At 44.0% G+C, this 23,920-nt stretch carries 15 protein-coding genes and 1 tRNA gene; 10 read left to right on the top strand and 6 right to left on the bottom strand.

Annotated features, from left to right (window positions below; all coding sequences use genetic code 11):
* Nucleotides 1-17 precede the first annotated feature (17 nt).
* From AC2D6U_RS08795 to AC2D6U_RS08775, 5 genes are all read left to right on the top strand, one after another.
* Nucleotides 18-3,449: a S8 family serine peptidase gene (locus AC2D6U_RS08795; protein WP_484720608.1), complete on the top strand. Its 3,432-nt coding sequence runs from the start codon at nucleotides 18-20 to the stop codon at nucleotides 3,447-3,449.
* Nucleotides 3,450-4,075: 626 nt separating this feature from the next.
* Nucleotides 4,076-7,183 (top strand): SusC/RagA family TonB-linked outer membrane protein, encoded by a 3,108-nt coding sequence (locus tag AC2D6U_RS08790; RefSeq protein ID WP_484720607.1) that lies wholly within the window; start codon nucleotides 4,076-4,078, stop codon nucleotides 7,181-7,183.
* Nucleotides 7,184-7,269: 86 nt separating this feature from the next.
* A complete protein-coding gene (locus tag AC2D6U_RS08785; RefSeq protein ID WP_484720606.1) occupies nucleotides 7,270-8,772 on the top strand; it encodes a SusD/RagB family nutrient-binding outer membrane lipoprotein in 1,503 nt (500 codons plus the stop codon).
* 20 nt (nucleotides 8,773-8,792) lie between these two features.
* Nucleotides 8,793-9,725, top strand: coding sequence for a hypothetical protein (locus tag AC2D6U_RS08780; protein WP_484720605.1), 933 nt, complete (start codon nucleotides 8,793-8,795; stop codon nucleotides 9,723-9,725).
* A gap of 200 nt (nucleotides 9,726-9,925) precedes the next feature.
* Nucleotides 9,926-13,525 (top strand): FG-GAP-like repeat-containing protein, encoded by a 3,600-nt coding sequence (locus AC2D6U_RS08775; RefSeq protein ID WP_484720604.1) that lies wholly within the window; start codon nucleotides 9,926-9,928, stop codon nucleotides 13,523-13,525.
* 15 nt (nucleotides 13,526-13,540) lie between these two features.
* Here AC2D6U_RS08775 and AC2D6U_RS08770 read toward each other — a convergent pair whose 3' ends face one another.
* On the bottom strand, nucleotides 13,541-13,957 hold the full coding sequence (locus AC2D6U_RS08770; protein ID WP_484720603.1) for a TonB-dependent receptor plug domain-containing protein: 417 nt from the start codon (nucleotides 13,955-13,957) through the stop codon (nucleotides 13,541-13,543).
* 51 nt (nucleotides 13,958-14,008) lie between these two features.
* Complete coding sequence (gene rfaD, locus AC2D6U_RS08765) at nucleotides 14,009-14,974, bottom strand: ADP-glyceromanno-heptose 6-epimerase (RefSeq protein ID WP_484720602.1); 966 nt, start codon at nucleotides 14,972-14,974, stop codon at nucleotides 14,009-14,011.
* 66 nt (nucleotides 14,975-15,040) lie between these two features.
* On the opposite strand from rfaD, the gene AC2D6U_RS08760 reads away from it, so the two are divergent.
* Nucleotides 15,041-15,457, top strand: coding sequence for a 6-pyruvoyl trahydropterin synthase family protein (locus tag AC2D6U_RS08760; RefSeq protein ID WP_484720601.1), 417 nt, complete (start codon nucleotides 15,041-15,043; stop codon nucleotides 15,455-15,457).
* Between the two features lie 183 nt (nucleotides 15,458-15,640).
* Here the strand turns inward: AC2D6U_RS08760 and clpX are convergent, their stop codons facing one another.
* From clpX to AC2D6U_RS08740, 4 genes are all read right to left on the bottom strand, one after another.
* Nucleotides 15,641-16,867 carry an ATP-dependent Clp protease ATP-binding subunit ClpX gene (gene clpX, locus AC2D6U_RS08755; protein WP_484720600.1) on the bottom strand — a complete coding sequence of 409 codons (1,227 nt, stop codon included), beginning with the start codon at nucleotides 16,865-16,867 and terminating at the stop codon, nucleotides 15,641-15,643.
* Between the two features lie 5 nt (nucleotides 16,868-16,872).
* Entirely contained in the window at nucleotides 16,873-17,541 is a 669-nt protein-coding gene (locus tag AC2D6U_RS08750; protein WP_484720599.1) for a ClpP family protease, read from the bottom strand.
* A gap of 84 nt (nucleotides 17,542-17,625) precedes the next feature.
* Nucleotides 17,626-18,951, bottom strand: a complete 1,326-nt coding sequence (gene tig / locus AC2D6U_RS08745; RefSeq protein ID WP_484720598.1) for a trigger factor — start codon at nucleotides 18,949-18,951, stop codon at nucleotides 17,626-17,628.
* Nucleotides 18,952-19,017: 66 nt separating this feature from the next.
* Nucleotides 19,018-19,099 (bottom strand) — tRNA-Leu (locus AC2D6U_RS08740).
* Nucleotides 19,100-19,209: 110 nt separating this feature from the next.
* On the opposite strand from AC2D6U_RS08740, the gene AC2D6U_RS08735 reads away from it, so the two are divergent.
* Genes AC2D6U_RS08735 through AC2D6U_RS08720 form a run of 4 tightly spaced genes read left to right on the top strand, consistent with a single transcriptional unit; the run spans nucleotide 19,210 to nucleotide 23,555 of the window.
* Nucleotides 19,210-21,429 carry a RelA/SpoT family protein gene (locus AC2D6U_RS08735; RefSeq protein WP_484720597.1) on the top strand — a complete coding sequence of 740 codons (2,220 nt, stop codon included), beginning with the start codon at nucleotides 19,210-19,212 and terminating at the stop codon, nucleotides 21,427-21,429.
* 40 nt (nucleotides 21,430-21,469) lie between these two features.
* Nucleotides 21,470-21,925, top strand: coding sequence for a Fur family transcriptional regulator (locus AC2D6U_RS08730; protein WP_484720596.1), 456 nt, complete (start codon nucleotides 21,470-21,472; stop codon nucleotides 21,923-21,925).
* A complete protein-coding gene (locus tag AC2D6U_RS08725; protein WP_484720595.1) occupies nucleotides 21,922-22,266 on the top strand; it encodes an STAS domain-containing protein in 345 nt (114 codons plus the stop codon). Before AC2D6U_RS08730 ends, AC2D6U_RS08725 begins: the two co-directional genes overlap by 4 nt.
* Nucleotides 22,267-22,286: 20 nt before the next feature.
* Nucleotides 22,287-23,555 (top strand): adenylosuccinate synthase, encoded by a 1,269-nt coding sequence (locus tag AC2D6U_RS08720; RefSeq protein WP_484720594.1) that lies wholly within the window; start codon nucleotides 22,287-22,289, stop codon nucleotides 23,553-23,555.
* The last annotated feature ends 365 nt before the right edge of the window (nucleotides 23,556-23,920 follow it).

Genomic DNA, 23,920 nt, shown 5'->3' with positions numbered 1-23,920 from the left:
TCAATGACCATTTTGCCATGAAACGATTACTACTCATCTTTCCGATTTGCTGTTCCTTCAATCTTTTGGGACAGGAAGATAGGCTAGAGCAATTGCAACAAACCATTCAGCAATACCATGCCGATCGACTCATTCGAGTGGAGGTCTTTATTACGAAAACCGAGCAACCCAAGGTGATCACTTTTGACGATGCACCCGCCCTTTACCTTTACGATGTCATCAACAATAAACCCATCTACCTCTCTTCTGACAACTTAGGCGCTGCTGTCAATGTCAACACCGATCAGCTCATCACGGGTGCTGCTGGTTTACAACTTAATGGAGAAGGTTTGCGCTTGCTCATCTGGGAAGAACCCGGTGGCCCAAGAGAAAAGCATGTGGAGTTCGAAGACAGGCTACTGCCAGGAGGTGATTTTGAGAGCAATGCACCGGTCAATCACTCCACGCATGTAACGGGAACCATCATAGGTGCAGGGATTAATGCCGAAGCTAGAGGAATGGCGCCAAAAGCAGGGGCTGTAGTGTACAATTTCACGAATGACGAAGCAGAGATCGCACAGGAACTGGCCACTAATGCCGAGACCATGATCCTTAGTAATCACTCCTATGGAGTGCCCGCCGGCTGGCGTTTTGAAGGTAACTCATGGTCATGGAATGGCGATGAAGACATTGACCCGAATGAAGATTGGAAGTTCGGCTTTTATTCATCAGGGGCTAGAAATTGGGATCAGCTGGTGTACGACGCGCCCTACTACCTGATGGTGAAATCTGCAGGAAATTCGAGAAATGGTGTCGGTGATGGGTCAAGACCACCCAACGGTCCTTACGATCAGATCGTTTTTCAAAGTGCGGCAAAGAACATCGTCACCGTAGGGGCCACACAGAAATTTTCAGGCACCTACAATGATCCGGGACAGATCCAGATGTCCAGCTTCAGTAGCTGGGGCCCCACAGATGATGGACGCATCAAGCCGGATATTTCAGCTCCCGGCGTCTCCATTCTTTCTTCTGCAGCAAGTGCCGACAATGCCTATGTGAGATTGCAAGGCACCTCGATGTCTAGCCCGGTAGTGATGGGCAGCTTGGCATTGATTCAACAGTTGCATCAAAAAAGGACCGGTCGATTCATGAAGGCGGCCACACTCAAGGCCTTGTTGTTGCATACAGCGCACGAAGCCGGAAATGCGGTTGGGCCTGATTATGAATTTGGTTGGGGCTTCATCAACACCAAAGGCATGGCCGATTTCTTGTTGCAAGAAAATGGCGATAACCAGGTAATCCGAGTAGATAGCATCTCTGAAGGAGAAACCGATACCTATACGTTGCAGCCGAAAGCAGGCACTGCCGTTAAAATAACCCTCGTTTGGACCGATGTTCCGGGGACCCCAGTGGCCCCTCAACTGGATCCTGAAGACCTGATGTTGGTCAATGATCTCGACATGAGAGTGAATAATGAAGGGGAGGAGCATCTGCCCTGGATCTTAGACCCTCGGCGACCAAATGCGGCGGCCACAAAAGGGGATAATTTCCGTGATAATGTAGAAAAGATTGAATTTCAAGCCTCCGGACAAGCCTACAGTTTGACTGTTGGGCATAAAAATGCTATCACGAATGAGGTGCAAGAATATGCGCTGATCATCGAATATGAAAGGGACGACGCTCCCAGAACCTATTACTGGATCGGAGGGTCAGGCAATTGGGAAGATGCGGCCAATTGGTCACTGACTAGTGGCGGGCAAGCAAGTGGGGCCATTCCTTCAAATAGAGATCAGGTTATTTTTGACCGCAATTCGTTTGGCTCGCTTGGACAGGACCAGGCGTTTACCATTCAATTGAATGCAAGTACTGCAGTTGCTGGAATAAGCTGGTTTGGAGAAAAATCAGGTCAGGTTGAATTGAATGGCAATCGGTTGACCATAGCCAATGATGTGTATTTGTCTGATCGAAATGCTGCCATCCAAGGAGGTGAATTGGTCGTGACTCCATCAACCAATAAGGCCAGAATCTTTGCCAATGCTGACTTAACAAATGCTACCCTCGTTGTGGATGCGCAGCAGGGGCAGGTGGATTTAGTAGGACGAATGAACTTGGCTGAACTGGTGATCGAATCTGGTCAAGTGACATTTTTGGGAGATACCTTGAGCGTTAACAATTGGATTGCCAGAACAACAGCCTCCAAAAGCTTTGGTTCCACGAATGCTGTAATTGAGGTGCGTAATGCGATCAATTGGGTGGAAGAATTATCATTAGCCAACAGCAAGACAACGCTGCATATTCCTTCTGGTGCAACAGTTACGGGTTTTTTCGGGAACCTCGACCTGAACGCGGCATTAGTGGTGAATGGTGCGCTTACCATGGAGCAGCTACCTTCCATGCAAAAACTGGACATCTCAGGCCTTGTCAATGTCAACTCTTCCTCATTAACAGATAGCTTATTCATTGCACCCGGTGGGCGCTTGAATTTACAAGCGAATGCAGGCTTCGACGTACTCGAGGGTTTTGTGGCTACGGGTACCCCCGATCAGCGCACAACGATCACAGGAGTAGGCGGCAATCGTTTTGCTGTTGCGGGTCATCAAAAGATCTGTCAAGATTTCATGACGGTGACCAATGTAAACTACGTAGGCGAAGCAACGATGACCATTGGAGCCAATAGTCAAGTCGAAAACGGCACTGGATGGCTCTTGCAAGCCTGCGACGACACCCTATTTGCTGACTTTGATTTTGCCTATGGCTGTGCGGTGGGGTTGACCTTTTTTGAAAACAAGAGTTCAGGGCCACTGACCTCTAGCCGATGGTCAGTGAATGGAAGCGACGTCGCCAATGACGGAAATGGAGCCGCCGCCGGTTTATCGGCCAGTTTTGAGAGCCCAGGCAATTACACGATTCGATTGTTGGTCCAAGGGGAAGGGGCATCTACCGAATACACAAAAGAGGTGGGAATAGTAGCCAATACTATCCAACCATTCAACATTGTGCAGCAGCAGGGAATCATGGTTTCCGAGCGAATGGGCGACCGTTACCAATGGTTCAAGGACAATGAAGTTCTTCCAAATGAAACCACCCGTCAGTACCAAACAGAAGAGCCTGGGTCTTACCGGGTCTTGCTGTATGATGAAGGGTGCAACAGGTTTTCAGAAGCGTTTGAGATCAGCGTAACTTCCATTGAGGAGGAGCCCGAAACAACGATTGAGGAAGCCATTACGATCTACCCCAACCCTGTGGACGATCAACTTCACCTGACCATTCAGGGAATGACCTTGTCAAGTCTTAAGATAACGGTAATGGACATGCAAGGGAAGCGTTACGGTATGGATAATTTTCAGGACATGGGTGCTGGCCGTTTCGAATACAACAGAGATATGTCTGCCTTAGCGGCAGGTATCTACCTCATAAGATTGGTACTCAATGAGGAGGTCGTTATCACGAAGAAAATTTGGCTAAAATAACCCTAGCCCATCGCATCAACTAAAGGGAAGGTCGAAGGCTTTCCCTTTTTCTTTTTTTTAAATGAAAGAGAGTCCTCTTTCGAGAATGCGGTTAAGAGCGAAATGGAAAGACCTGAATAGGAAAATTGAACTACCTGAATATTTTGTTGAAGCATTGCGGTTTCCACTCCTGATTTTCTAAAAAAATGTTAAACAGAAGAAAATTTGGTAATTCAAGAGAAGGCTAAATAATATGTATGTACATTTAATATCCGGTAAAATAAAGCAGTTGGAAATCATTAGATAGAATCCAAAATGTACGTATAGGCTGATTAATGGGCGATTTTTGCTCGTTTTTGAAGGATTTCGGAAACGTAATCGGAAAGAAATTGTTTTAACGAAAATTAAGAAATTGTTTCCTTCGGCTTAAGTCAGCCCTGTTTCTTATGCTTTCGATTACCCTTACTACGCCAAACAAAATTTTAAAATCGCCCCTATTTGGTTCTAAACGCAGAAAATTGTGTTTTGCTTTATGGAAACCGTTTGCCTGATTTGTTTTCAAAATGTTATTGATTAATAACTTTTTAGGCTATGTTTAGCCTTTCAATTCAAACAAATAAACTTTTACTAACTAAAATGAAAACAGTATGAATAGGAATTTACTGACGTTTTTCATGTTAGTGGCCTTTATGTCCGCGAACGTTGTGTTCGCTCAAACGAGAACCGTTTCCGGTAAGGTAACGGGCTCCGATGACGGACTGCCACTTCCAGGAGTTAATATCCTTATTAAGGGTACGACTCAAGGTGTTCCGACAGACGCAGATGGTGCTTACACCATTTCTGGCGTGTCGAACTCCAGTGTCCTAGTATTTCGTTACTTAGGATACGTAACGCAAGAGATTACAGTGGGTAACCAAAATGTAATCAACATCAAACTAGCTCCAGATGCAGTAGCACTTGGAGAAGTTGTCGTAACAGCTCAAGGTATCGCTAGAGAGAAAAAATCCTTGGGTTATGCAATTGGCCAGGTTGAAAAAGACCTATTAGAGTCAAGACCTGAAGCTGAAGTAGCCAGACTACTAAGAGGTAAAGTTGCAGGTGTTGAGATCTCTTACCCAGGTGGTTTCCTAGGTCAAGCACCAAACATCAACATTAGAGGTCTTTCCTCTGCTACGGGTAACAACAACCCACTAGTTATTGTGGATGGTGTATTCTATGATTTCGCACGTTTCCAGGATTTGGATCCTAACAATATTGAAGACATCAATATTTTGAAAGGTCTTTCTGCTTCTGCTCTTTACGGACAAGAAGGTAGAAACGGTGTGTTGATCGTTACAACAAAAACTGGTTCAACTAGTGGTCGTGACGGTGATTTCAACATTACTTTCAACCAGCAAGTAGTAATGAACCAGGTATCAAACTTACCTGATTTCCAAAATACTTACGGACAAGGAGCAGATAACTCCCCGAACGTAACCTTTATTGGTAACTGGGGTGGTCGTTTTTCTGATAACTACACTGTTCCTGGTCACTATGCTACAGGTCGTGTGCCTGGTTTGGATCTAGTGTTCCCTGAACTACAAGGAGATGTGCCTTACCAGGCCTTCCCTAACAACGTGAGCGATTTCTTCGAAAACAACTACGGTTCTAACACAAGTATCAATGCAAACGGTACAGTAGGTAAAACTTCAATTGGTTTCTCTACGGCTTATGTTGATCAAACGGGTTACATCAAAGAAAACCAGCTGAGAAGATTCAACTTTGCGACAAGTGTGAACACTGAGATCACGGATAGAATCAGGTTGTCAACAAACTTCAGCTACTCTGAAAATGATAGAAGAAGACCTACTTTCAACTTCTTCGATAGATTATTGTATCTACCAAGAAACTTGGATATCCAAGGACTTCCTTACTCTAATCCTATTGATGGATCAAGTGTATTCTACCGACCTGATTTGGAGAACCCAAGATGGCAGCTAGAGAATACGCAGAGCAAAGGTGAAAGAAAAGGTTTCTTAGGTAAGGCACAATTGACCTTTGACATTACAGACAAAGTCAACGTGTCATATCGTTTTGGTGTAGATTTCTACAGCAACAACAACTTCTTCACTAGAAACAAAGGTGGTTTAACACAACAAGGTATTGGTAGCATGAGCTCCACTACATCTACAGTTCAAAACTTTGACCATAACTTCTTGATCTCAGGTAATGCCTTGAAATTGGGTAACGATCTTGAATTGAACGTACAGGCAGGTTTGAACATGAGAAGTTTCAACTCTTCTTCATTCGGCTTGAACTCAACCGGTCAAGTAGTGTATAACTTCTTCAGACATGGTAACTTTACTGATCACCAGCCTACAGGTAACACAGACAGAAGAACTAACATTGTTGGTTTGTATGGTCAGGCTGAATTCGGTTACAAGAACTACTTGTTCTTAACCTTGAGTGGTAGAAATGACTGGGGATCTCAAGTAGAGGAAGAAAATAGAGCCTTGTTCTATCCATCTGCTTCTGTTTCTTTCGTTCCAACCGATGTATGGGATGGCTTGAAATCTAGCACATTGAACTCATTGAGAGTTAGATTCGGTTACGGAACTTCAGCAGGTTATCCTGGTGCTTTCCAAACAAGACCAACTTTGAGTGCTAATGCACAAGCATTTGTTACGCCAGCTGGTACTAACATTTCAACAAACGCAATCTCTACTTTCCGTCCAAATCCAGATTTGAGACCTGAGCAATTGCGTGAATTTGAGGCAGGTGTGAACGCCAAGTTGTTTGATTACAAAGTGGATGTTGATTTGAGTATCTACAAAAGAATCAGTGAAGACCAAGTATTGGGTAGATCATTGCCTTCTACAACTGGTTTTACGAGCACAACAATCAACGCCGGCCGTATCGATACGAAAGGTTTAGAAGCACAGGTCACTGTGTATCCGATCAGAACAAACAACTTCGAATGGAGAATCATCAATAACTTCACTACTTACGAAACTACGGTAATTGACCTTCCAGAGGAATTCATTAACCTAGCGAATGGTTTGAACTATGCGATCGAAGGTGAGCCTTTGTCTGTATTTAGATTAAGCTATGCAGTAAGAGATGAGGATGGTAATCTATTGATCAACCCGTCTAACGGTAAGATCATTCCGAATTATGATACACCATTGAACGACAAAGTCGTAGGTGATCCTAACCCGGATTTCCAATACACCATGATCAACGGTTTGAACTACAAGAACTGGAGTTTGAATATCCAAGTAGAATACACGCATGGTGGTGATGTTTACTCCCAAACTGCTTCTAACTTGTTAAGAAGAGGGGTAACGAAAGACACTGAAGACAGAGAAGGTTCTTACATCCTTCCGGGATACTACGGTAACCCAGGAACTGGTGAGGTCATTCTTGATGAGAACGGTCAGAAGATTCGTAATAACATTCAAATTGGTGCGAATGACCTATACTTCATCAACACAATTGATGTGAATGATAACCTAGTTTTCGATGCAACTCGTTTGAGAATTAGAGAGATCAACTTGAACTACAGCTTGCCGCAAAGCTTGATCGACAGATCTCCTTTCCAAAATGCGAGCTTGTCTTTCAACGTGCAAAACTTGTGGTTCAGAGCGTTTAACTTCCCTGAGCACATGAATTTTGATCCTGAAGTAAGCTCGAACAACTCGAATGGTAGAGGTTTTGATACACAATCAGATCCTACGATGAGACAATTCTCTTTGGGTTTAAACCTTACACTATAAACTAGAAGGAAATGTTATTTAAGTCATATAAAACTCTTTTACTTGTCTTTGCAGTGCTCATAGTGAGTGCATGTGAGACATTTGATATGGAATTGCAAGAGAATCCGGATGCGTTGACGCTTGAGTCTGCTGACGTTGACTTGTTATTCAACACGGTACAGTTCACTTTTAGAAACCAGATGAACTCAATGGGTTTCACTACTGACCAAACCATGAGAATGGTCAACCAATTCGGTTTCTACGCTTTTGGCGCAGGAACGATGAATGGTGAGTGGAGTCAAACCTACACTACAGGTACACAGCTAGCAGGTCTGCAAGTTTTTGCTGAAAGAGATGGGTTTACCTATCACTACGGCGCTGCGCAGGTAATGCAGGCGGTGATGTACTTGAACCTTGTGGATTACATTGGTTCTGCTGTATTTACAGAAGCGAACAAGCCGGAAGAATTCCCTAATCCAGGATTGGATAGCGGGGAAGATATCTATGCAGGTGTGTTGGCACTACTCGATGAGGGGATTGCGAACCTACAAGCAGGTGGTAGAGCACCGGTAAATGATTTCTTCGGCGGAAGCGCTGCAGATTGGGTTAAATTTGCCAATACGGTAAAATTAAGAATGGCCCTTCAAACACGTTTAGTAGATGCTGGAGCGTCAACTGCTGCCATCAATAGCTTGGTAGCTGGTGGTGAGTTGATCGATGAGATCGGTGAGGACTTCCAGTTCAACTATGGAACGAACGGACCTCCGGTAGAAAGTAGACACCCTTTATTTACGGGTAACTACATCAACGGAGCTGGTGGTTACATGAGTAACGGCTTGATGTCTTACATGAAAGATTCTATGTCTGTTGCTGACCCTAGATTGGTATACTATTTCTACCGACAAACCAATAGAGATTTGGTGAATGAAAACCCTGATCTTGTTCCTTGTTTGGGTGTTGCTCGTTATGACTTCTGTTATGTGGGTGATGGCTACTACGGTAGAGACCATGCCGATGATGAAGGTATCCCGGGTGATCAAAACTTGAGAACGACGTATGGTATCTATCCTGCAGGTGGTACTTTCGACGCAGGTCAAGGTGTTGCAGCCTTAGCTTCTGGAGCAACGGGTGCGGGCGCTTTCGCTCCAATTCACTTGTCTTCTTGGACGCACTTTATGTTGGCTGAAGCGGCATTGACGTTAGGAACAACAGGTAATCCGACAACGTATTTGGAGACAGGTATTCGAATTGCCATGGCGAAAGTTAGAGCGTTCAATCCATCAGGGATGACCAATGCACAGATCGACGATTACGTGACTGAAGTGTTGGCTGAGTATGCAGCAGAAGATGCAGCAGGCCAATTGGACATCATCATCAGAGAGTGGTACTTGGCTTCGTTTACGCAAGGATTGTTGCCTTACAACAACTACAGAAGAACAGGTTACCCATCTTTCTTACAAGATCAGGTAACTCCAGGTGGTGTATTCCCGAGATCATTGTTGTATCCTGAGTCGGAGCAGAACTCAAATTCTAATCCTGACTTTGCACAGAACAAGTCTTTGACTGACCCTGTATTCTGGGATACTAACCCTCCAGGTTTCGTTAACTAATAATTAGAATGTTAAGAAATATGAAAAAGAATATATTATGGACCGCATTATTGGCACTTATCGTCTCTGTCGCGTGTACAGATGAGGATTCATTCAATAATGAAGTGTTCTTCAAATTAGAAAGAGGTGGATTCGTCCGTTTCGTTGATCCGTTCAATCCATTGATCGGCGCAAGTACTCCCGATTCGTGGACTTATGATATCCCAGTTTGGGATCCTAATAACAACTTGAGCTCATACACAATAAGTGTGATCGGTGGTGACAAAGATGGTAATGGAGTGGTTGATACAACTGCTGTCAATACCATTACAGACTTCGGCGGTGCTGATGGTGTACCTATCAACATTACTGCTGCTGCTGTTGCGGCTGGTTTAGGTGTTGATGCAAGTACTTTTGAGTTTGGTCAGAGCTTTCGCTTCATTGGAACAGCAACACGTAATGATGGTGTTGTCTTTACAATGGAACCTTTGACAGCAGACTTTGATAACAATGTGTACACTGGTAATACGCAAGAGAACCTTGAGGAACCTGGCTATTTTAATGCCATGCGATTCTCTCTGACTATTGCATGTCCAGGTGAACCAGATGTGTCTACCTACCCTGGTACCTATGTAGTGACCTTTGGTAATGGTTGGTTCCAGGTAGGACAAACTGTGACTGTTGTTCAAGGACCTGGTGATAGTGATATCACCATCCAGAATCTACAAGGTAACACAGCAAACAACCAAGGATCAGGAGATTATGTGGTAACCATAAACCCTGATCAGACGTTGACTCCTGCAGCGAATACGGGTGGATGGACCAACCCATCGTTTGGAACAATTACCTTCCTAGATGGTGGCGGTGGAAACTTTACTTTCGAATGTGCGAATCATCAGCTCATCATTCGTCATGCAGTAACGGTTGCTGCTGGTTCTTTTGGTAACAGAACCCTCAGATTAGAGAAACAATAATCTGTTAGTACTATATTATAAAAAGGGGTTGCCATTGGTAGCCCCTTTTTTTTATCTTTGAAAGTATAAAATGGTCAATTACGATGCGTAGGAGGGTTTTGTTGTTCGGTTTTAGTCTTCTTTCGACATATCTATCAGCTCAAAGTTTTCTTGATTATACAAACTATGGAGATCTAAGTAATACCAAGGCCTCGCAGGGAGTGGCAGTTGCCGATTATGATAACGATGGCCATTTGGACGTTTACTTTACCTCCTACAATATTTATGATGCGAATGACCCAACAACCTGGTCAAGATTGTATCGCAACGATGGAAAAGGAAAATTTATTGATGTTACAGTCGCAGCCAATTTACACAACCAATACACACGCGATTCAAAGTATGATGACCTCGTAGGGATTACTTCAGGTGCTTCATGGGGAGACTTTAACAATGATGGGTATATCGATCTATTTTTAGGCAACGACGGCTTTGACTACCTCTACAAAAACTTAGGTGATGGGACGTTTGAGGATATTACGGAGACCGCAGGGGTTAGGGGTTGTGATGAGTGCTACAGCAGCTCTGCTCTCTGGTGGGATCTTGACAATGACGGTGATCTGGACATTTATATATCTGATTTCAGAACACATAACAGGTATTACGTAAATAATGGAGATGAAACATTCACGGAGCAAGCCGCGTCATTAGGCATCGACGTAGTTGATCCGAGTTGGGCTGCTATGCCTATTGACTATGATCTTGACGGAGATTGGGATATTTATGTGAGTAACGACGGTTATCCTAACAGTTTTTTTAGGAATGATGGAGGTCGGTTCGTAAATGTTGCTGCTGATCTGGGCATGAACGACGGCGGGAATGGTATGGGTATTGCACTAGGGGATTACAATAATGACTTATTGTATGATTTATACGTAACAAATATTCATTTCAATGCTCCAAATCCTTTTTATGTAGGGAAATATGAAGAAGCTAGTACAGAACAAGGGAATAGTTATTTTTTTGAAGAGCGTGCAGAAGCGCTCGGCTTAGAGAATACTGCTTGGGGCTGGGACATCGCTCTTTTTGACGCCGATCACGACCTGGATGGCGATTTGGCCGTAGCAACTTATGGTGATAATGATTTCAACTATTTTTTTTCCAACCGGCTAGATCAGAACCGAGACATTTATACTGACATTTCTACACAGTCTGGTGTGTATAAACCAGGAGGTGCTTTCGGTATAGAATCATTTGACTTTGACAGTGATGGTGACATAGACCTCCTGTTTAGTAACCGAAACAACGAGCCTTTTTTGTTAAAGAATACAGTAATAACGGGCACCGATTTTTCGAACCGCAATTGGCTACAACTATATTTTGAAGGAGCTGATTCGAACCGTAGTGGTTTTGGAACTGAAGTGACGATCACCTTGGATGGGAAAAAGTATAAACAACTGTATCATGGGGTTGGTGTAGGGCGTCAGAGTTTTAAACCAATGCACTTTGGTTTGGCCCAGTTTGAAACCATAGATCAGCTGCGATTGGTGTGGCCAAGTGGTCAAATTGATGAGTACCAAAACCTGTCAGTGAACCAATTGTATACGATGAGAGAGGGAGAGGGGTTCACTTCCAGAACCTTAGAACCCGTGATCACAGAAGAGAATTTTGAGTTCGATTTGTCCCATTCTATCGCACGCACATGGAATGAAGAATTATTACATGCCATTCGCAACGATTTTGCACGACCTACGGTACATGCGCGCAACCTATTTCATACTTCAGCAGCCATGTACGACGTCTACGCCACTTTTGATCCAAACCTCAACACCTATTTATTAGGTAAAGAAAAAAATGGCTATTTCTGTGCTTATGATGCCAATGTTTCATGGGCAAAAAACCAAGAAGACATCAAAGCAGCCATTAGCTACGCAGCGTATCGCATACTGACGAATCGTTTCGCCATAAGTCCTGGAGCTGTTGAGGTCTCGGCCAGAATAGACGCGCTAATGGATGAGCTGGGTTATGATATCGACTTTACGTCCACAGATTACTCTACCAACGACCCTCGTGCCTTGGGCAATTATGTGGGGTCCTGTATGATCGAATACGGTTACTTGGATGGTGCCAACCAAGAAAATGATTACGCCAATCTTTTTTACGAACCCAAGAACGATCCTTTGGTGATGAATGGAAATGGTAACCCAAACATGTCATCACCGAATCATTGGCAACCCTTGACCTTGGATGTTTTTATTGATCAGTCCGGGAACGTGGTGAGCGACAACACCCCTGATTTTTTAAGTCCTGAATGGGGTAATGTTTGGCCTTTCTCCTTAGGTGAAGAAGACATGACCACACACAGCCGAGATGGAGATCAATACCAGGTCTATGTCGACCCCGGTGCTCCACCGATGTTGGATACTGAATTGGCAGAGGAATACAAGTGGGGCTTCACATTAGTCTCTATTTGGTCGAGCCACCTAGGGAATGATGGCGTCATGTGGGACATTTCTCCAGGGGCAAAAGGTAACTATAGCATTGAAAATTACCCAAGGGCATATTCAGCCTATAGAGACTTTTATGATACGTTTGATGGAGGTGATCCTGGAACAGGACATGATATCAACCCGCATACAGGGCAGCCCTACCCCGAGAATATTGTGCCGAGAGAGGATTATGCCAGAGTATTGGCTGAATTCTGGGCAGATGGTCCAGACTCAGAAACGCCGCCTGGACATTGGTTTACCATTCTTAATTACGTCTCCGATCATGAATTGTTAGAAAAGCGGTTAGGTGGAGAGGGTAGAGAGCTATCTGATCTGGAATGGGATATCGTTTCTTATTTTACTTTAGGAGGTGCCATGCATGATGCGGCTGTATCGGCCTGGAGTGTAAAGGGCTATTACGATTATATCCGACCGGTTTCTGCCATTCGCTACATGGCGGATCAAGGGCAAAGTACTGACCCCAATGATCTCTCTTACCACGTCCATGGCATTCCGTTGTATGAAGGATATGTCGAATTGGTCAGGTCAGGCGACGCCTTGGCCGGGGCAAACAATGAGCATGTAGGCAAGATCAAACTGTTTGCCTGGAGAGGACCAGACTATATAGATGATCCTGAAGTAGATGAAGCAGGTGTCGGTTGGATCTTGGCAGAGAATTGGTGGCCTTATCAGCGGCCTTCTTTCGTTACCCCACCATTTGCCGGCTTTGTCTCGGGGCACTCTACTTTTTCTAGAGCCGCAGCAGAAGTCATGACCAGACTTACAGGAGACGAGTTCTTTCCGGGAGGCGTGGGAGAATTCACGGCACCAAGGAATGAGTTTTTGGTCTTTGAGGAAGGACCAAGTGTTGATGTTCATTTGCAGTGGGCGACCTATCGCGATGCATCGGATCAAACCAGTTTATCTCGAATTTGGGGAGGTATTCATCCTCCGGCAGATGATTTACCTGGTCGCATAATGGGCGAATATATTGGAAACAAGGCGTTTGACTATGCCCTAAGCTATTTTGAGAATGTGGTTACCGATGTGCTGCCTGATCAAATCGATGAGAAGCTGGAAATGACCGTATTTCCAAACCCAGTTGAAGCGAACAATGAATTTTATCTTCGCTTCACCGGCTCGTTTCAAACGCGCAATGTGGATTTAAAAGTAATTGATTTGAACGGTCGGAGTGTGTATGTAGAGCAGTTACTCAATGTAAGTGCTGGTACAGAACACCACATCCGAACACAAGAGTTAAAACCGGGTCTCTACATTGTAGAGGCAAGCCTCGGGGAGAGAAGAATATTCAAGAGGATCATTATCCAATGATCCTCTCTTTAGTTTTTATTTATTGTCGGCCGCTTTCGTGGTGATCAAGATCACACCACCACCGCCTTCTTGTCCATATCGGTTAGTAGCCGCAAGACCGGTTAATGCCCTGACCGATTTGATGTTATCTGGAGCTACTAAGCCATTGGCTTGTTCATAACTAGTACCCACGATCTGTCCATCAATGACAAACAAAGGCTGTAGGTTGTTGATGCCTCCACTACCCCCACCTCTTAAGACGATGTTAGGGTTTGATAAAGTTCCCGAAACCTGAACACCGGGTACCGAACGCAATACCTGCACAAGAGAGGTGTAATTCGAATAATCTTTTTCAGCATCTGCAGATTTTGGCGCGCTAGCTCCACCGCTCGCACATGAGGCAAGGAAGAAAGCGACAACCAAGGTTAGGCTAAGTGTATGTAGTTTTTTCATAGTTGTTGATTAAAAGCTGTTACAATTTACTAAACACAGCAAATATTATTCCTAAAAATATCGCTCTTGCTGTAAATACTCTTGCACATAGTCAGTAACTCCGGCTTCGAGTGAGGTAAATGGCTGTGTGAAGCCAATTTTCTTTAGTTTTTCCATTTTGGCTTCAGTAAAATACTGGTATTTATCTCTAATGTCTTCAGGGGTGTCAATGAATGAAATGGATTCCTCTTTGCCCATCGCAGCAAATGTCGCGCGCACAAGGTCTAAGAAGGTTCTGGCTTGGCCACTTCCTAAATTATAGATCGCTGAATCTTTGCGATGATGCATCAGGAAGTAACACACGTCAACCACATCTTTGACGTATACAAAATCTCGCATTTGCTCACCATCTTTGAAGTCGGGATGATGAGAACGGAACAGTTTCATGTGCCCTGTTGCAGAGATTTGCGTAAAGGCATGCATGATCACGGAGGCCATTCTACCTTTGTGGTATTCATTCGGTCCGTAAACGTTGAAGAACTTGAGCCCTGCCCAGAAGAAAGGCGTTGTTTCTTGTTGAAGTACCCATTGATCGAAAGCATTTTTTGATTCGCCATAAGGGTTCAGCGGCTGTAGATCAGGAATGATGGCATGGTCATCGGCATAGCCTAATTCGCCCAAGCCATAGGTGGCCGCCGACGAGGCATAAACCAGTGGGATCTGATAAGCGATGCATTGCTCCCATACCTTTTTGCTGTAAGTCGTATTGAGCTCTTCTAACAGCGCCCGATCAAATTCGGCTGTATCGGTCCGGGCACCTAGATGAAAGATGAACTCCACCCGATCTTGTTGCACATCGAGCCAGTCGCTGAATTCTGCTCTTTCGACAAAGGCCTGGATCTGCTTACCGGCTAAGTTTTTTTGCTTTGCTGTATCACCAAAATGATCGACTGCAACAATGGCACGAAAACCTTCTTGATTGAGTTTGCTGATAAGACAACTTCCAATAAAACCTGCGGCGCCTGTAACTACGATCATGATGCTCTATTTTGATGCCCAAAGTTAAAGATTTAGCGCGTATATTTGCCGTCAAATTCAGAGTAGATGGTTTACGTTAGTCGGAAAGAACACTTTAATGCGGCACACAAGCTGTACAATCCGAACTGGAGTGAAGAAAAGAATGTAGAAGTTTTCGGTCCTTGCGCCAATGTGAATTGGCATGGGCACAACTTTGAGCTGATCACCACGGTGAAAGGAGAACCTGACCCTGAAACAGGTTTCGTGATTGATCTGAAGGCCTTATCGATCCTGATCAAGGAAGAGATCATCGACAAAGTGGATCATAAGAACCTCAACCTGGATGTGGATTTTATGCAGGGCAAAATGGCCAGCTGCGAGATCTTAGTGATGGAGTTCTGGAAGATCTTGGCACCTAAGATCAAGTCAATTTGCGAAACAGGTGAATTGCATTCCTTGAAGCTCTATGAAACGCCTCGAAACTTTGTTGAGTACTTTGGCTAGCGCCTAAAGGAGAGGGTTCAATCCCGCTTGTCTGAATTTATTGCTAAGATTTAGAAGTGGAATCTCTTTTAAGTAGGCCGGCAATAAGGTGCTGTCAAATACCAAACACAACCTCTAGATTGATAAACTCAGATCAATTAAGGACGAGGATTTTTTCCGTTTTTTCGCACTACGCACTACGCACTACGCCACCTTGAGCTTTTTGAACTTCGACTTTTCAAATTGGTCTTTTGCGTAAGTCTTGTCAATGTGAAGAGATTTCGCATTCTCGTCTGAGGGTAATTCATACATGGCTTCTGTCATGATGGCCTCACAGATGGAACGCAGGCCTCTGGCACCTAACTTGAACTCCATGGCTTTTTCCACAATGTACTCCAAGGCGTCATCGTCGAAGGCTAGACTGATGTCTTCCATTTCGAACAGCTTTGCGTACTGTTTGGTCAAGGCATTTTTCGGTTCGGTGAGAATGCTTTTGAGGATATCGATGGTCAGTGGATTCAGATGCGTTACGATGGGTAGACGTCCGATCAATTCCGGGATCAATCCGTAATTTTTTAAATCCTGTGCATTGACGTACTGATGTAAATTATCACGGTCAATTTCCAAGTGCGATTCCTTCTTAGAAGCAAAGCCTAGCGGTTGGGTATTTAAACGATTGGCGATATTTCGCGCAATGCCATCAAAGGCGCCACCACAGATAAACAAGATGTTCTTCGTATCGACCGAGATCATTTTCTGATCCGGGTGCTTTCTGCCACCTTGAGGCGGTACATTCACCGCTGTGCCTTCCAATAATTTCAACAAGGCTTGCTGAACACCTTCACCACTCACATCTCGTGTGATCGACGGGTTATCTGACTTTCGAGCGATCTTGTCGATCTCATCAATGTAAATGATGCCCCTTTCAGCGGCCTCTACGTCGTAATTGGCCGACTGAAGTAAGCGGGTCAAGATGCTTTCAACATCTTCACCCACATATCCTGCTTCCGTCAAGACGGTCGCATCTGCAATACAAAAAGGGACTTGCAAAATATTCGCAAGCGTTCGTGCGATGTAGGTCTTACCGGTTCCCGTCTCGCCCACCATAATGATGTTTGATTTTTCAATCACGATATCATCATCTACCTTTTTTTGAATCAGGCGTTTGTAGTGGTTATAGACCGCAACAGAGATCACCTTTTTGGCCTCATCCTGTCCAACCACATATTGGTCGAGATACTTTTTTATCTCGACGGGTTTGATCAGGTTGAACTTTGGAGCGTCGTCCGAAGATTTGGTTTTCAATTCTTCGGAAAGAATTTGGTTGGCTTGCGTGATGCAATGATTGCATATATGCGCATGAATACCTGATATCATCAGGTCAACATCTTTCTTATTACGCCCACAAAATGAACAGGTAACCTCTGCCATGCTCTTTATTTTCTTGTTAATACCTCATCAATGAGGCCATATTTTTTCGCTTCCTCAGCTCTCATCCAATAATCACGATCAGAATCCTTTTCGATCTTGGCATAAGTTTGTCCTGAGTGCTTTGAGAGAATGTTGTACAAATCCTTTTTCACTTCAAGGGTTTGTTTCAAAGAGATTTCCATATCAGAAGCCTGTCCTTGCATCCCGCTCATCGGCTGGTGAATCATAATGCGCGAATGCTGCAAAGCAGAGCGCTTATTTTCTGCCCCTCCGGCAAGTAAGACGGCCCCCATGGATGCAGCCAAGCCCGTACAGATCGTTGCGACATCTGGCTTAACGAAATGCATCGTGTCGTACATGCCCAAACCGGCATAGACAGAGCCTCCAGGGCTGTTGATGTACATCACAATGTCTCTATTCGGATCGACAGACTCTAAGAAGAGGAGTTGTGCCGTAATGATGTTCGCAATGTTATCGTCTACCTGCATACCCAAAAAGATGATACGGTCCATGATCAAACGAGAAAAAACATCGATCTCAGCAAAACGAGTCGGTCTTTCTTCGATCACGGAGCGTGTCATGTTCTCGATGTAATTGGCGTACTTATCTATTGAGGTACCGCTCACCCCTTGGTTGTGGATGGCGTATTTTCTGAATTCTTCTTTATTTATCATTCGATTTTATTGCTCTAAGCCTAACAAATTTAAAAAAAAAGCCCTTCTACCAAAGGACTCTTTTTTAACATGCTGTAAGTCGCTTTAGTTCTCAACAATCTCTTTGAATTTGTCAAGACTCACTTTTTTGTTCGAGATGGTGATCTTTTCTTTGATGAATTCGATCACTTTGTCGCCTTGCACTTGCTCAGCCACCTTCATGTAGTTTTGGCCATTTTCTCCTTGCAAGTAGTTTTCAACAAAGGCATCCATCTGGTCAGCAAACTGACCCATGCCTGATCCCATAAATTGCGCTTCTATCATTTGACGAGTGGCCGCCTTGATATCTTCGTGCTCTGGTTTGATGTCATGCTGCTTGGCGATCTCACCGGAAATTAAGTTCCAACGAAGCTGATCGGCATAAAGGCCGTATTCCTTTTTGATGTCCTCATCAGTGACTTTGCCTTCGCCAGTTAATTTCAACCATTCTTTCAAAAAGTCATCTGGAAGAGAAATCGCCGTCTTGGCAACCAAGGCATCTTGGATCGATTTGGTCAAATAGGCCTGCGTCTCTCTTGCATAGTTTTCGGAGATGGTGTCTTTGATCTTAGCCAAAAACTCTTCCTCGCTTGAAACTGTGTTCGGGCCAAAGGTTTTGTCAAATAGCTCTTGGTTCATTTCTGCCAAGGCTCTTCGATTGACGTTTTTGACTTCAAATACAAAGTTCATGTCCATTCCAGCCAGCTCATCTGCAGTTTTGCCCAATTGAGCAGCTCTTTTTGATTCTTCTTTGTAAAGTTTTGCTAAGTCAACGGAGATCTCATCGCCTTTCGCTTTGCCCACAAAATTTTTCGCATGGGTTTTGGCTAGGTCGTTCAAGTCAATGGTGGTATCGTGAGAGAAGTCACCTTGTTTCAAGGTACCAAAAAGGACGTCGCCCGCTTCACTTTTGTCCGGGTTGGTCATTGTGCCAAATTGGGTTCTGACATTCTCTAAGGTCTCGTCAAGTACTTTTTTATCCGCCTCGATCTCGTAGGCAGTTACTTTCACCTTTTTGTCAAGGGCCACGTCAAATTCGTCTACCAAACCAATGTTGTATTCGAACTCGAAATCTTGTTGAGTATCCCAGTCGACCTGATTGATCGCTTCCTGATTCGGAATGGGTTCTCCTAAGATCTTCAGCTCATTGTCTTTGATGTAATCTTGTACTGCATGGCCAACCAGGTGGTTGATCTCGTCGACAAGGATCGACTTACCATACATTTTCTTGATGACTCCTTGTGGAACTTTGCCTGGACGAAAACCCTTGATCTGTGCTTTCTTGCTGTAATCCTTGATCTTTTCGTCCACCTTCGATTGATAATCAGCTTCCTTTAGTGTAACTTTAATAGAAGCGACATTCGAATCTTTTTTGTCTAACGTGATATCCACTACTAACTCTTTTTATGTTGACAATAAATAAAAACCCTCAAATCTTGCGACCGAGGGTTCCTTTTGTGCGGATGGAGGGACTCGAACCCCCATGCCCGGAGGCGCTAGATCCTAAGTCTAGTGCGTCTACCAATTTCGCCACATCCGCCTATGTGTTTGAAAATGGAATGCAAAGGTAAGTGGAATACTTTTTAATGCAACAATATTCTCCTGAAATATTTGTAAGGCTACAACACAAATTCTGATTAAATTTACTCTATGATCGCGGTTGACTTAGAAGAAGAAAGAAAAGAGATAATTCGGAGGTACAGAAGGCTACTGCGGAAAGCGAAACCCTTTTTAAAAGACGACGACGCGAAGGTCATTAAAAAGGCATTCAATACCTCACTAGAGGCGCACAAAGAAATGCGTCGAAAGTCTGGAGAGCCATACATTTATCATCCTCTCGCGGTGGCACAGATCTGTGTAGAAGAGATCGGACTTGGTACGACTTCCATCGTATCGGCATTGCTACATGATGTGGTAGAAGATACAGACATCGAGCTGGAGGAGATTGCCGAAGATTTTGGCCCCAAAGTGGCACGCATCATCGATGGCCTAACCAAAATATCAGGGGTTTTTGATCACGGTTCTTCACAGCAAGCGGAGAACTTCAGAAAAATGTTACTGACCCTTTCGGACGACGTCCGGGTGATCTTGGTCAAATTGGCCGATCGACTCCATAACATGCGCACGTTAGGGAGCATGCCTCGTCACAAGCAACTCAAGATCATTTCAGAAACCATTTATCTCTATGCGCCTTTGGCCCATAGGCTGGGCCTTTATGCCATCAAATCGGAATTGGAAGACCTTTGGTTGAAGTATACTGAGCCTGAAGTATATGAGCAGATCGTAGAAAAAGTTGCCGAAAGCAAGGCATCAAGAACCCGTTTCATCCGTGGGTTTATCAATCCAATTTCAGATGAGCTGGACAAAACGGGTTTGCATTTTGAGGTTAAAGGAAGACCTAAGTCCATCTATTCCATCTGGAATAAGATGAAGAAACAAGACATACCTTTTGAAGAGGTGTATGACTTGTTTGCGGTGCGGATCATCATTGATACGGATCTTCAGCATGAAAAATCTGCATGTTGGCAGGTATATTCCATCGTGACGGATTTTTATATGCCTAATCCAGATCGCTTACGGGACTGGGTGAGTACGCCAAAGGCCAACGGCTATGAGTCGCTGCACACAACGGTAATGAGTCGTAAAGGAAAGTGGGTCGAGGTGCAGATCAGAACCAAACGAATGGATGAGATTGCTGAAAAGGGCTATGCAGCACATTGGAAGTACAAAGATGGCATGTCGCCGGCTCATGAGTCGGGCCTTGAAATGTGGATTCAGAAAGTGCGGGACATCCTGGAGCAGGATGACACCAATGCCATTGAATTCGTAGATGATTTTAGGGGCAACTTATTTAATGAAGAAGTTTTCGTCTTTACCCCAAAAGGCGATTTGAAGATCCTACCCGCCGGGGCAACTGCACTCGATTTCGCCTTCGATATCCATACGGAAGTGGGCGCGCGGTGTCTGGGGGCAAAAGTCAACAACAAACTGGTTCCTCTCAACTACAAATTGCATAATGGTGATCAGATCGAAATACTGACCTCGTCCAAACAAAAGCCGAATGAAGACTGGCTGCGGTTCGTGGTGACCTCAAAGGCCAAATCCAAGATCAAGGACACCCTCAAGGAGGCCAAGAAATTAGCGGCCGCCGATGGGAAGGAGATCATTCAGCGAAAGCTCAAACAGATGAAAGTGCCTTTTGATGGTGATGTGGCGAACCAATTGCGTGCCTTTTTTGAAGAAAAAACCATTACGGATTTCTATTATAAGGTAGGTAAAGGCCTGATCGACCCGGCGGACATTAAAAAGTATAAGGACTTTAAAACCGAAAAGAGCAAAACGAGGCGATCCAAAACCAATAAATCTGCTTTTTCGGATGACTTCAGCAAGGTCAAAGACAATGGGCACGACATTCTCCTGATCGGAGAGAACATGGACGTGATCGATTACAAGTTTGCAAAATGCTGCAATCCGATCCCAGGGGATGATGTGTTTGGCTTTGTCACGATCAATGAGGGCATAAAGATTCATCGGACCACCTGTCCCAATGCCCCGGAGTTGCTGTCAAATCATGGCAACAGAATCGTGAAGGCCAAGTGGCTCTCAAAACAACAGTCGGCTTTCTTGGCAGGCTTGCGCATCATCGGAACGGATCGAGTAGGCCTCATGCGAGATGTGACCGATATCATTTCAAATGAACTGAAAGTCAACATGCGATCGATCAGTATTGATACAGAAACTGGAATTTTTGATGGACAGATTAGGTTATATATCAACAATACTGCCCACCTTGACGAACTCATCGCAAAACTAGAAAAGGTACAAGGCGTTATGGGAGTGAGTCGATTTGAATCCAAGGAGGATTTATAGATTCTACAAAGTATTATATTTGCAATCTAACAGAGTTGATATGGCCTTGAACCAAGGTGTTTTTGATGAAGTAAAGAAGATTTTCACGGCTTATCTCGAGAATAAGTCCTTGAGAAAAACACCTGAACGCTTCGCGATTTTGGAAGAGATCTATTCGAGAGATGGTCACTTCGATGTAGAGTCTTTGTACATTAGTATGAAGAATAAGAATTATCGCGTAAGCAGAGCCACCGTGTACAATACCCTTGACTTATTGGTTGAGTGCGATTTGGTCACCAAACATCAGTTTGGTAAGAACATGGCGCAATACGAAAAGTCTTTTGGTTATAAGCAGCATGATCACATATTAATGATAGATTCTTCTGAGGTGAAGGAGTTTTGTGATCCGAGAATTCAAAACATCAAGAATACCCTGGAAGAGATGTTCGATATTGAGATCATGCACCATACGCTCTACTTTTTCGCTAAGCAGAAATCTGAAAAAGAGGCTCAATGACATTCAAATCAGAAATTCATCACGACTATTTATTGTTGACCCTGGAGGGAAATCTGATCGGAGAAGACATGGGCTCGGGTATTCTCGAAGTAGCCAATGATGCGATCAGTGAACAGGTCAAGAATTGCATCATCAATATTAAAGGAGTCAAGTACATCAATAGTACAGGGATCGGTGTGTTGATCACACTTTTAACGAAATTCCGTAACAATGACGGAGAAGTAGTGATCATGCATCCGTCTGAGCATGTGCAAAAACTACTGATCATCACAAAATTAACAGCCATCTTTAAGATCGCCGATGGGATAGAAGAGGCGATCGATTATTTACAACAGTCTTAACGGAGCAATCAATTAGTTTAATGAAAGCAGATGTACTTTTAGGTTTACAGTGGGGAGATGAAGGCAAGGGAAAAGTGGTTGATTACCTCGCTCCAAAATACAATGTTGTTGCGCGTTTTCAAGGGGGGCCTAATGCCGGGCATACGCTTGAGTTTGATGGACATAAGCATGTGTTGCATCAGATCCCTTCCGGAATTTTTAGGCAACAGATCAAAAACATCATCGGCAATGGGGTAGTGCTCGATCCGGTGATATTCAAGAAAGAGATTGAAGGCTTAGCTGATTTCACCATTGATTTCAAGGCCAATTTGTACCTGTCGAAAAAGACACAGCTGATCTTGCCTAGTCACAAATTGCTTGATGCGGCATACGAAAAGGCAAAGGGAAAAGATAAGATCGGTTCTACCCTAAAGGGAATAGGACCTTCCTACCAAGATAAGATCGCCAGAAATGGCTTGCGTGTGGGAGATATTTTAGCAGAAGGCTTTGAAGAGCGTTACCGCAATTTGGTCAGTAAACATGAACGCATTCTTGAACATTATGAGTTCGAGTATGATCTTTCAGAAGTAGAAGCGCCCTTCTTTGATGCCATTGAGTTTTTAAGGGGCTTCAACTTGGTCAACTCAGAGTACATGATCAATGAAGCCATCAATACCAATGAAACGGTATTGGCGGAAGGTGCACAAGGCTCTTTATTGGACATTGATTTTGGTAGCTATCCATACGTGACCAGTTCCAATACCATGACAGCGGGTGCCTGTACAGGGCTCGGTATTGCTCCAAGAAACATTGGAGAGGTATTCGGAATCTTTAAAGCCTATTGCACACGAGTAGGAGGAGGCCCTTTTCCAACCGAGCTTTTTGACGAGGTAGGCAAAGCGATTCAAGATGAAGGTAGGGAGTTTGGGGCAACCACAGGTCGACCTAGGCGTTGTGGATGGTTGGATCTTCCTGCCTTGAAATACGCGATCATGATCAATGGTGTAACACAGCTTTTCATGATGAAGGCGGATGTGTTGTCGATCTTAGACGAGATCAAGATCTGCACAAAGTACCGTTTGGCAGATGGTAAGGAAACAGAAGAGATGCCATTTCAGCTAATGGATGAAGACATCACCCCGGTGTACGAAACCATGGAGGGTTGGACAACAGATCTGACAAATGTGAAGTCGTATGATGACTTTCCAAAACAACTGATGGATTATGTCACCTACATTGAGAAGGCAACGGGTATTCCGATCAAGATCGTTTCTGTAGGTCCTGATAGAACACAAACTATTCTGCGCTAAGCAGATAGCTTTACCGAAGAATTTTCTTTGAATTTCTTTTCACAAAAGGCTTTCCAAAAGAAATTATTGTTTTACCTTTGCAGTCCCTTAAGCAAATGGCGTAGGGAATAACTTGAAAAACTGACCAATCACTGAAAATATTTTTCTTGATTTATAGGTTGGAATCAAAACATCTTCTTACCTTTGCATCCGCTTTCGGAACGAAGGTTTAGAAAGTGTAAAAAAGTGGGGGCTCACAATGGTGAGTTTTCGAATAAGACTTAAGGGGTTTGAAAGCCTTAGAAGTTTTACGTTTACTGCGAGGGATCGGCGATTAGATATAACCATGAGTTAGCTATTGTAGAAGCGTCTAATTGGTCAGATCC

The sequence above is a fragment of the Roseivirga sp. YIW32 genome, from assembly GCF_057219245.1.
The sequence above is the reverse complement of the archived record's forward strand: the minus strand, read 5'-3'. Positions and strand labels throughout refer to the sequence as shown.

Bases quoted from the DNA above. Each gene is read 5' to 3' on its own strand.
- AC2D6U_RS08735 (WP_484720597.1), top strand. From the start codon at position 19,210: ATGATCGCGGTTGACTTAGAAGAAGAAAGAAAAGAGATAATTCGGAGG.
- AC2D6U_RS08770 (WP_484720603.1), bottom strand. From the start codon at position 13,957: ATGAAAAAACTACATACACTTAGCCTAACCTTGGTTGTCGCTTTCTTC.
- AC2D6U_RS08725 (WP_484720595.1), top strand. From the start codon at position 21,922: ATGACATTCAAATCAGAAATTCATCACGACTATTTATTGTTGACCCTG.
- AC2D6U_RS08760 (WP_484720601.1), top strand. From the start codon at position 15,041: ATGGTTTACGTTAGTCGGAAAGAACACTTTAATGCGGCACACAAGCTG.
- rfaD (WP_484720602.1), bottom strand. From the start codon at position 14,974: ATGATCGTAGTTACAGGCGCCGCAGGTTTTATTGGAAGTTGTCTTATC.
- AC2D6U_RS08780 (WP_484720605.1), top strand. From the start codon at position 8,793: ATGAAAAAGAATATATTATGGACCGCATTATTGGCACTTATCGTCTCT.
- AC2D6U_RS08750 (WP_484720599.1), bottom strand. From the start codon at position 17,541: ATGATAAATAAAGAAGAATTCAGAAAATACGCCATCCACAACCAAGGG.
- AC2D6U_RS08730 (WP_484720596.1), top strand. From the start codon at position 21,470: ATGGCCTTGAACCAAGGTGTTTTTGATGAAGTAAAGAAGATTTTCACG.
- AC2D6U_RS08720 (WP_484720594.1), top strand. From the start codon at position 22,287: ATGAAAGCAGATGTACTTTTAGGTTTACAGTGGGGAGATGAAGGCAAG.
- AC2D6U_RS08790 (WP_484720607.1), top strand. From the start codon at position 4,076: ATGAATAGGAATTTACTGACGTTTTTCATGTTAGTGGCCTTTATGTCC.
- AC2D6U_RS08785 (WP_484720606.1), top strand. From the start codon at position 7,270: ATGGAATTGCAAGAGAATCCGGATGCGTTGACGCTTGAGTCTGCTGAC.
- AC2D6U_RS08795 (WP_484720608.1), top strand. From the start codon at position 18: ATGAAACGATTACTACTCATCTTTCCGATTTGCTGTTCCTTCAATCTT.
- clpX (WP_484720600.1), bottom strand. From the start codon at position 16,867: ATGGCAGAGGTTACCTGTTCATTTTGTGGGCGTAATAAGAAAGATGTT.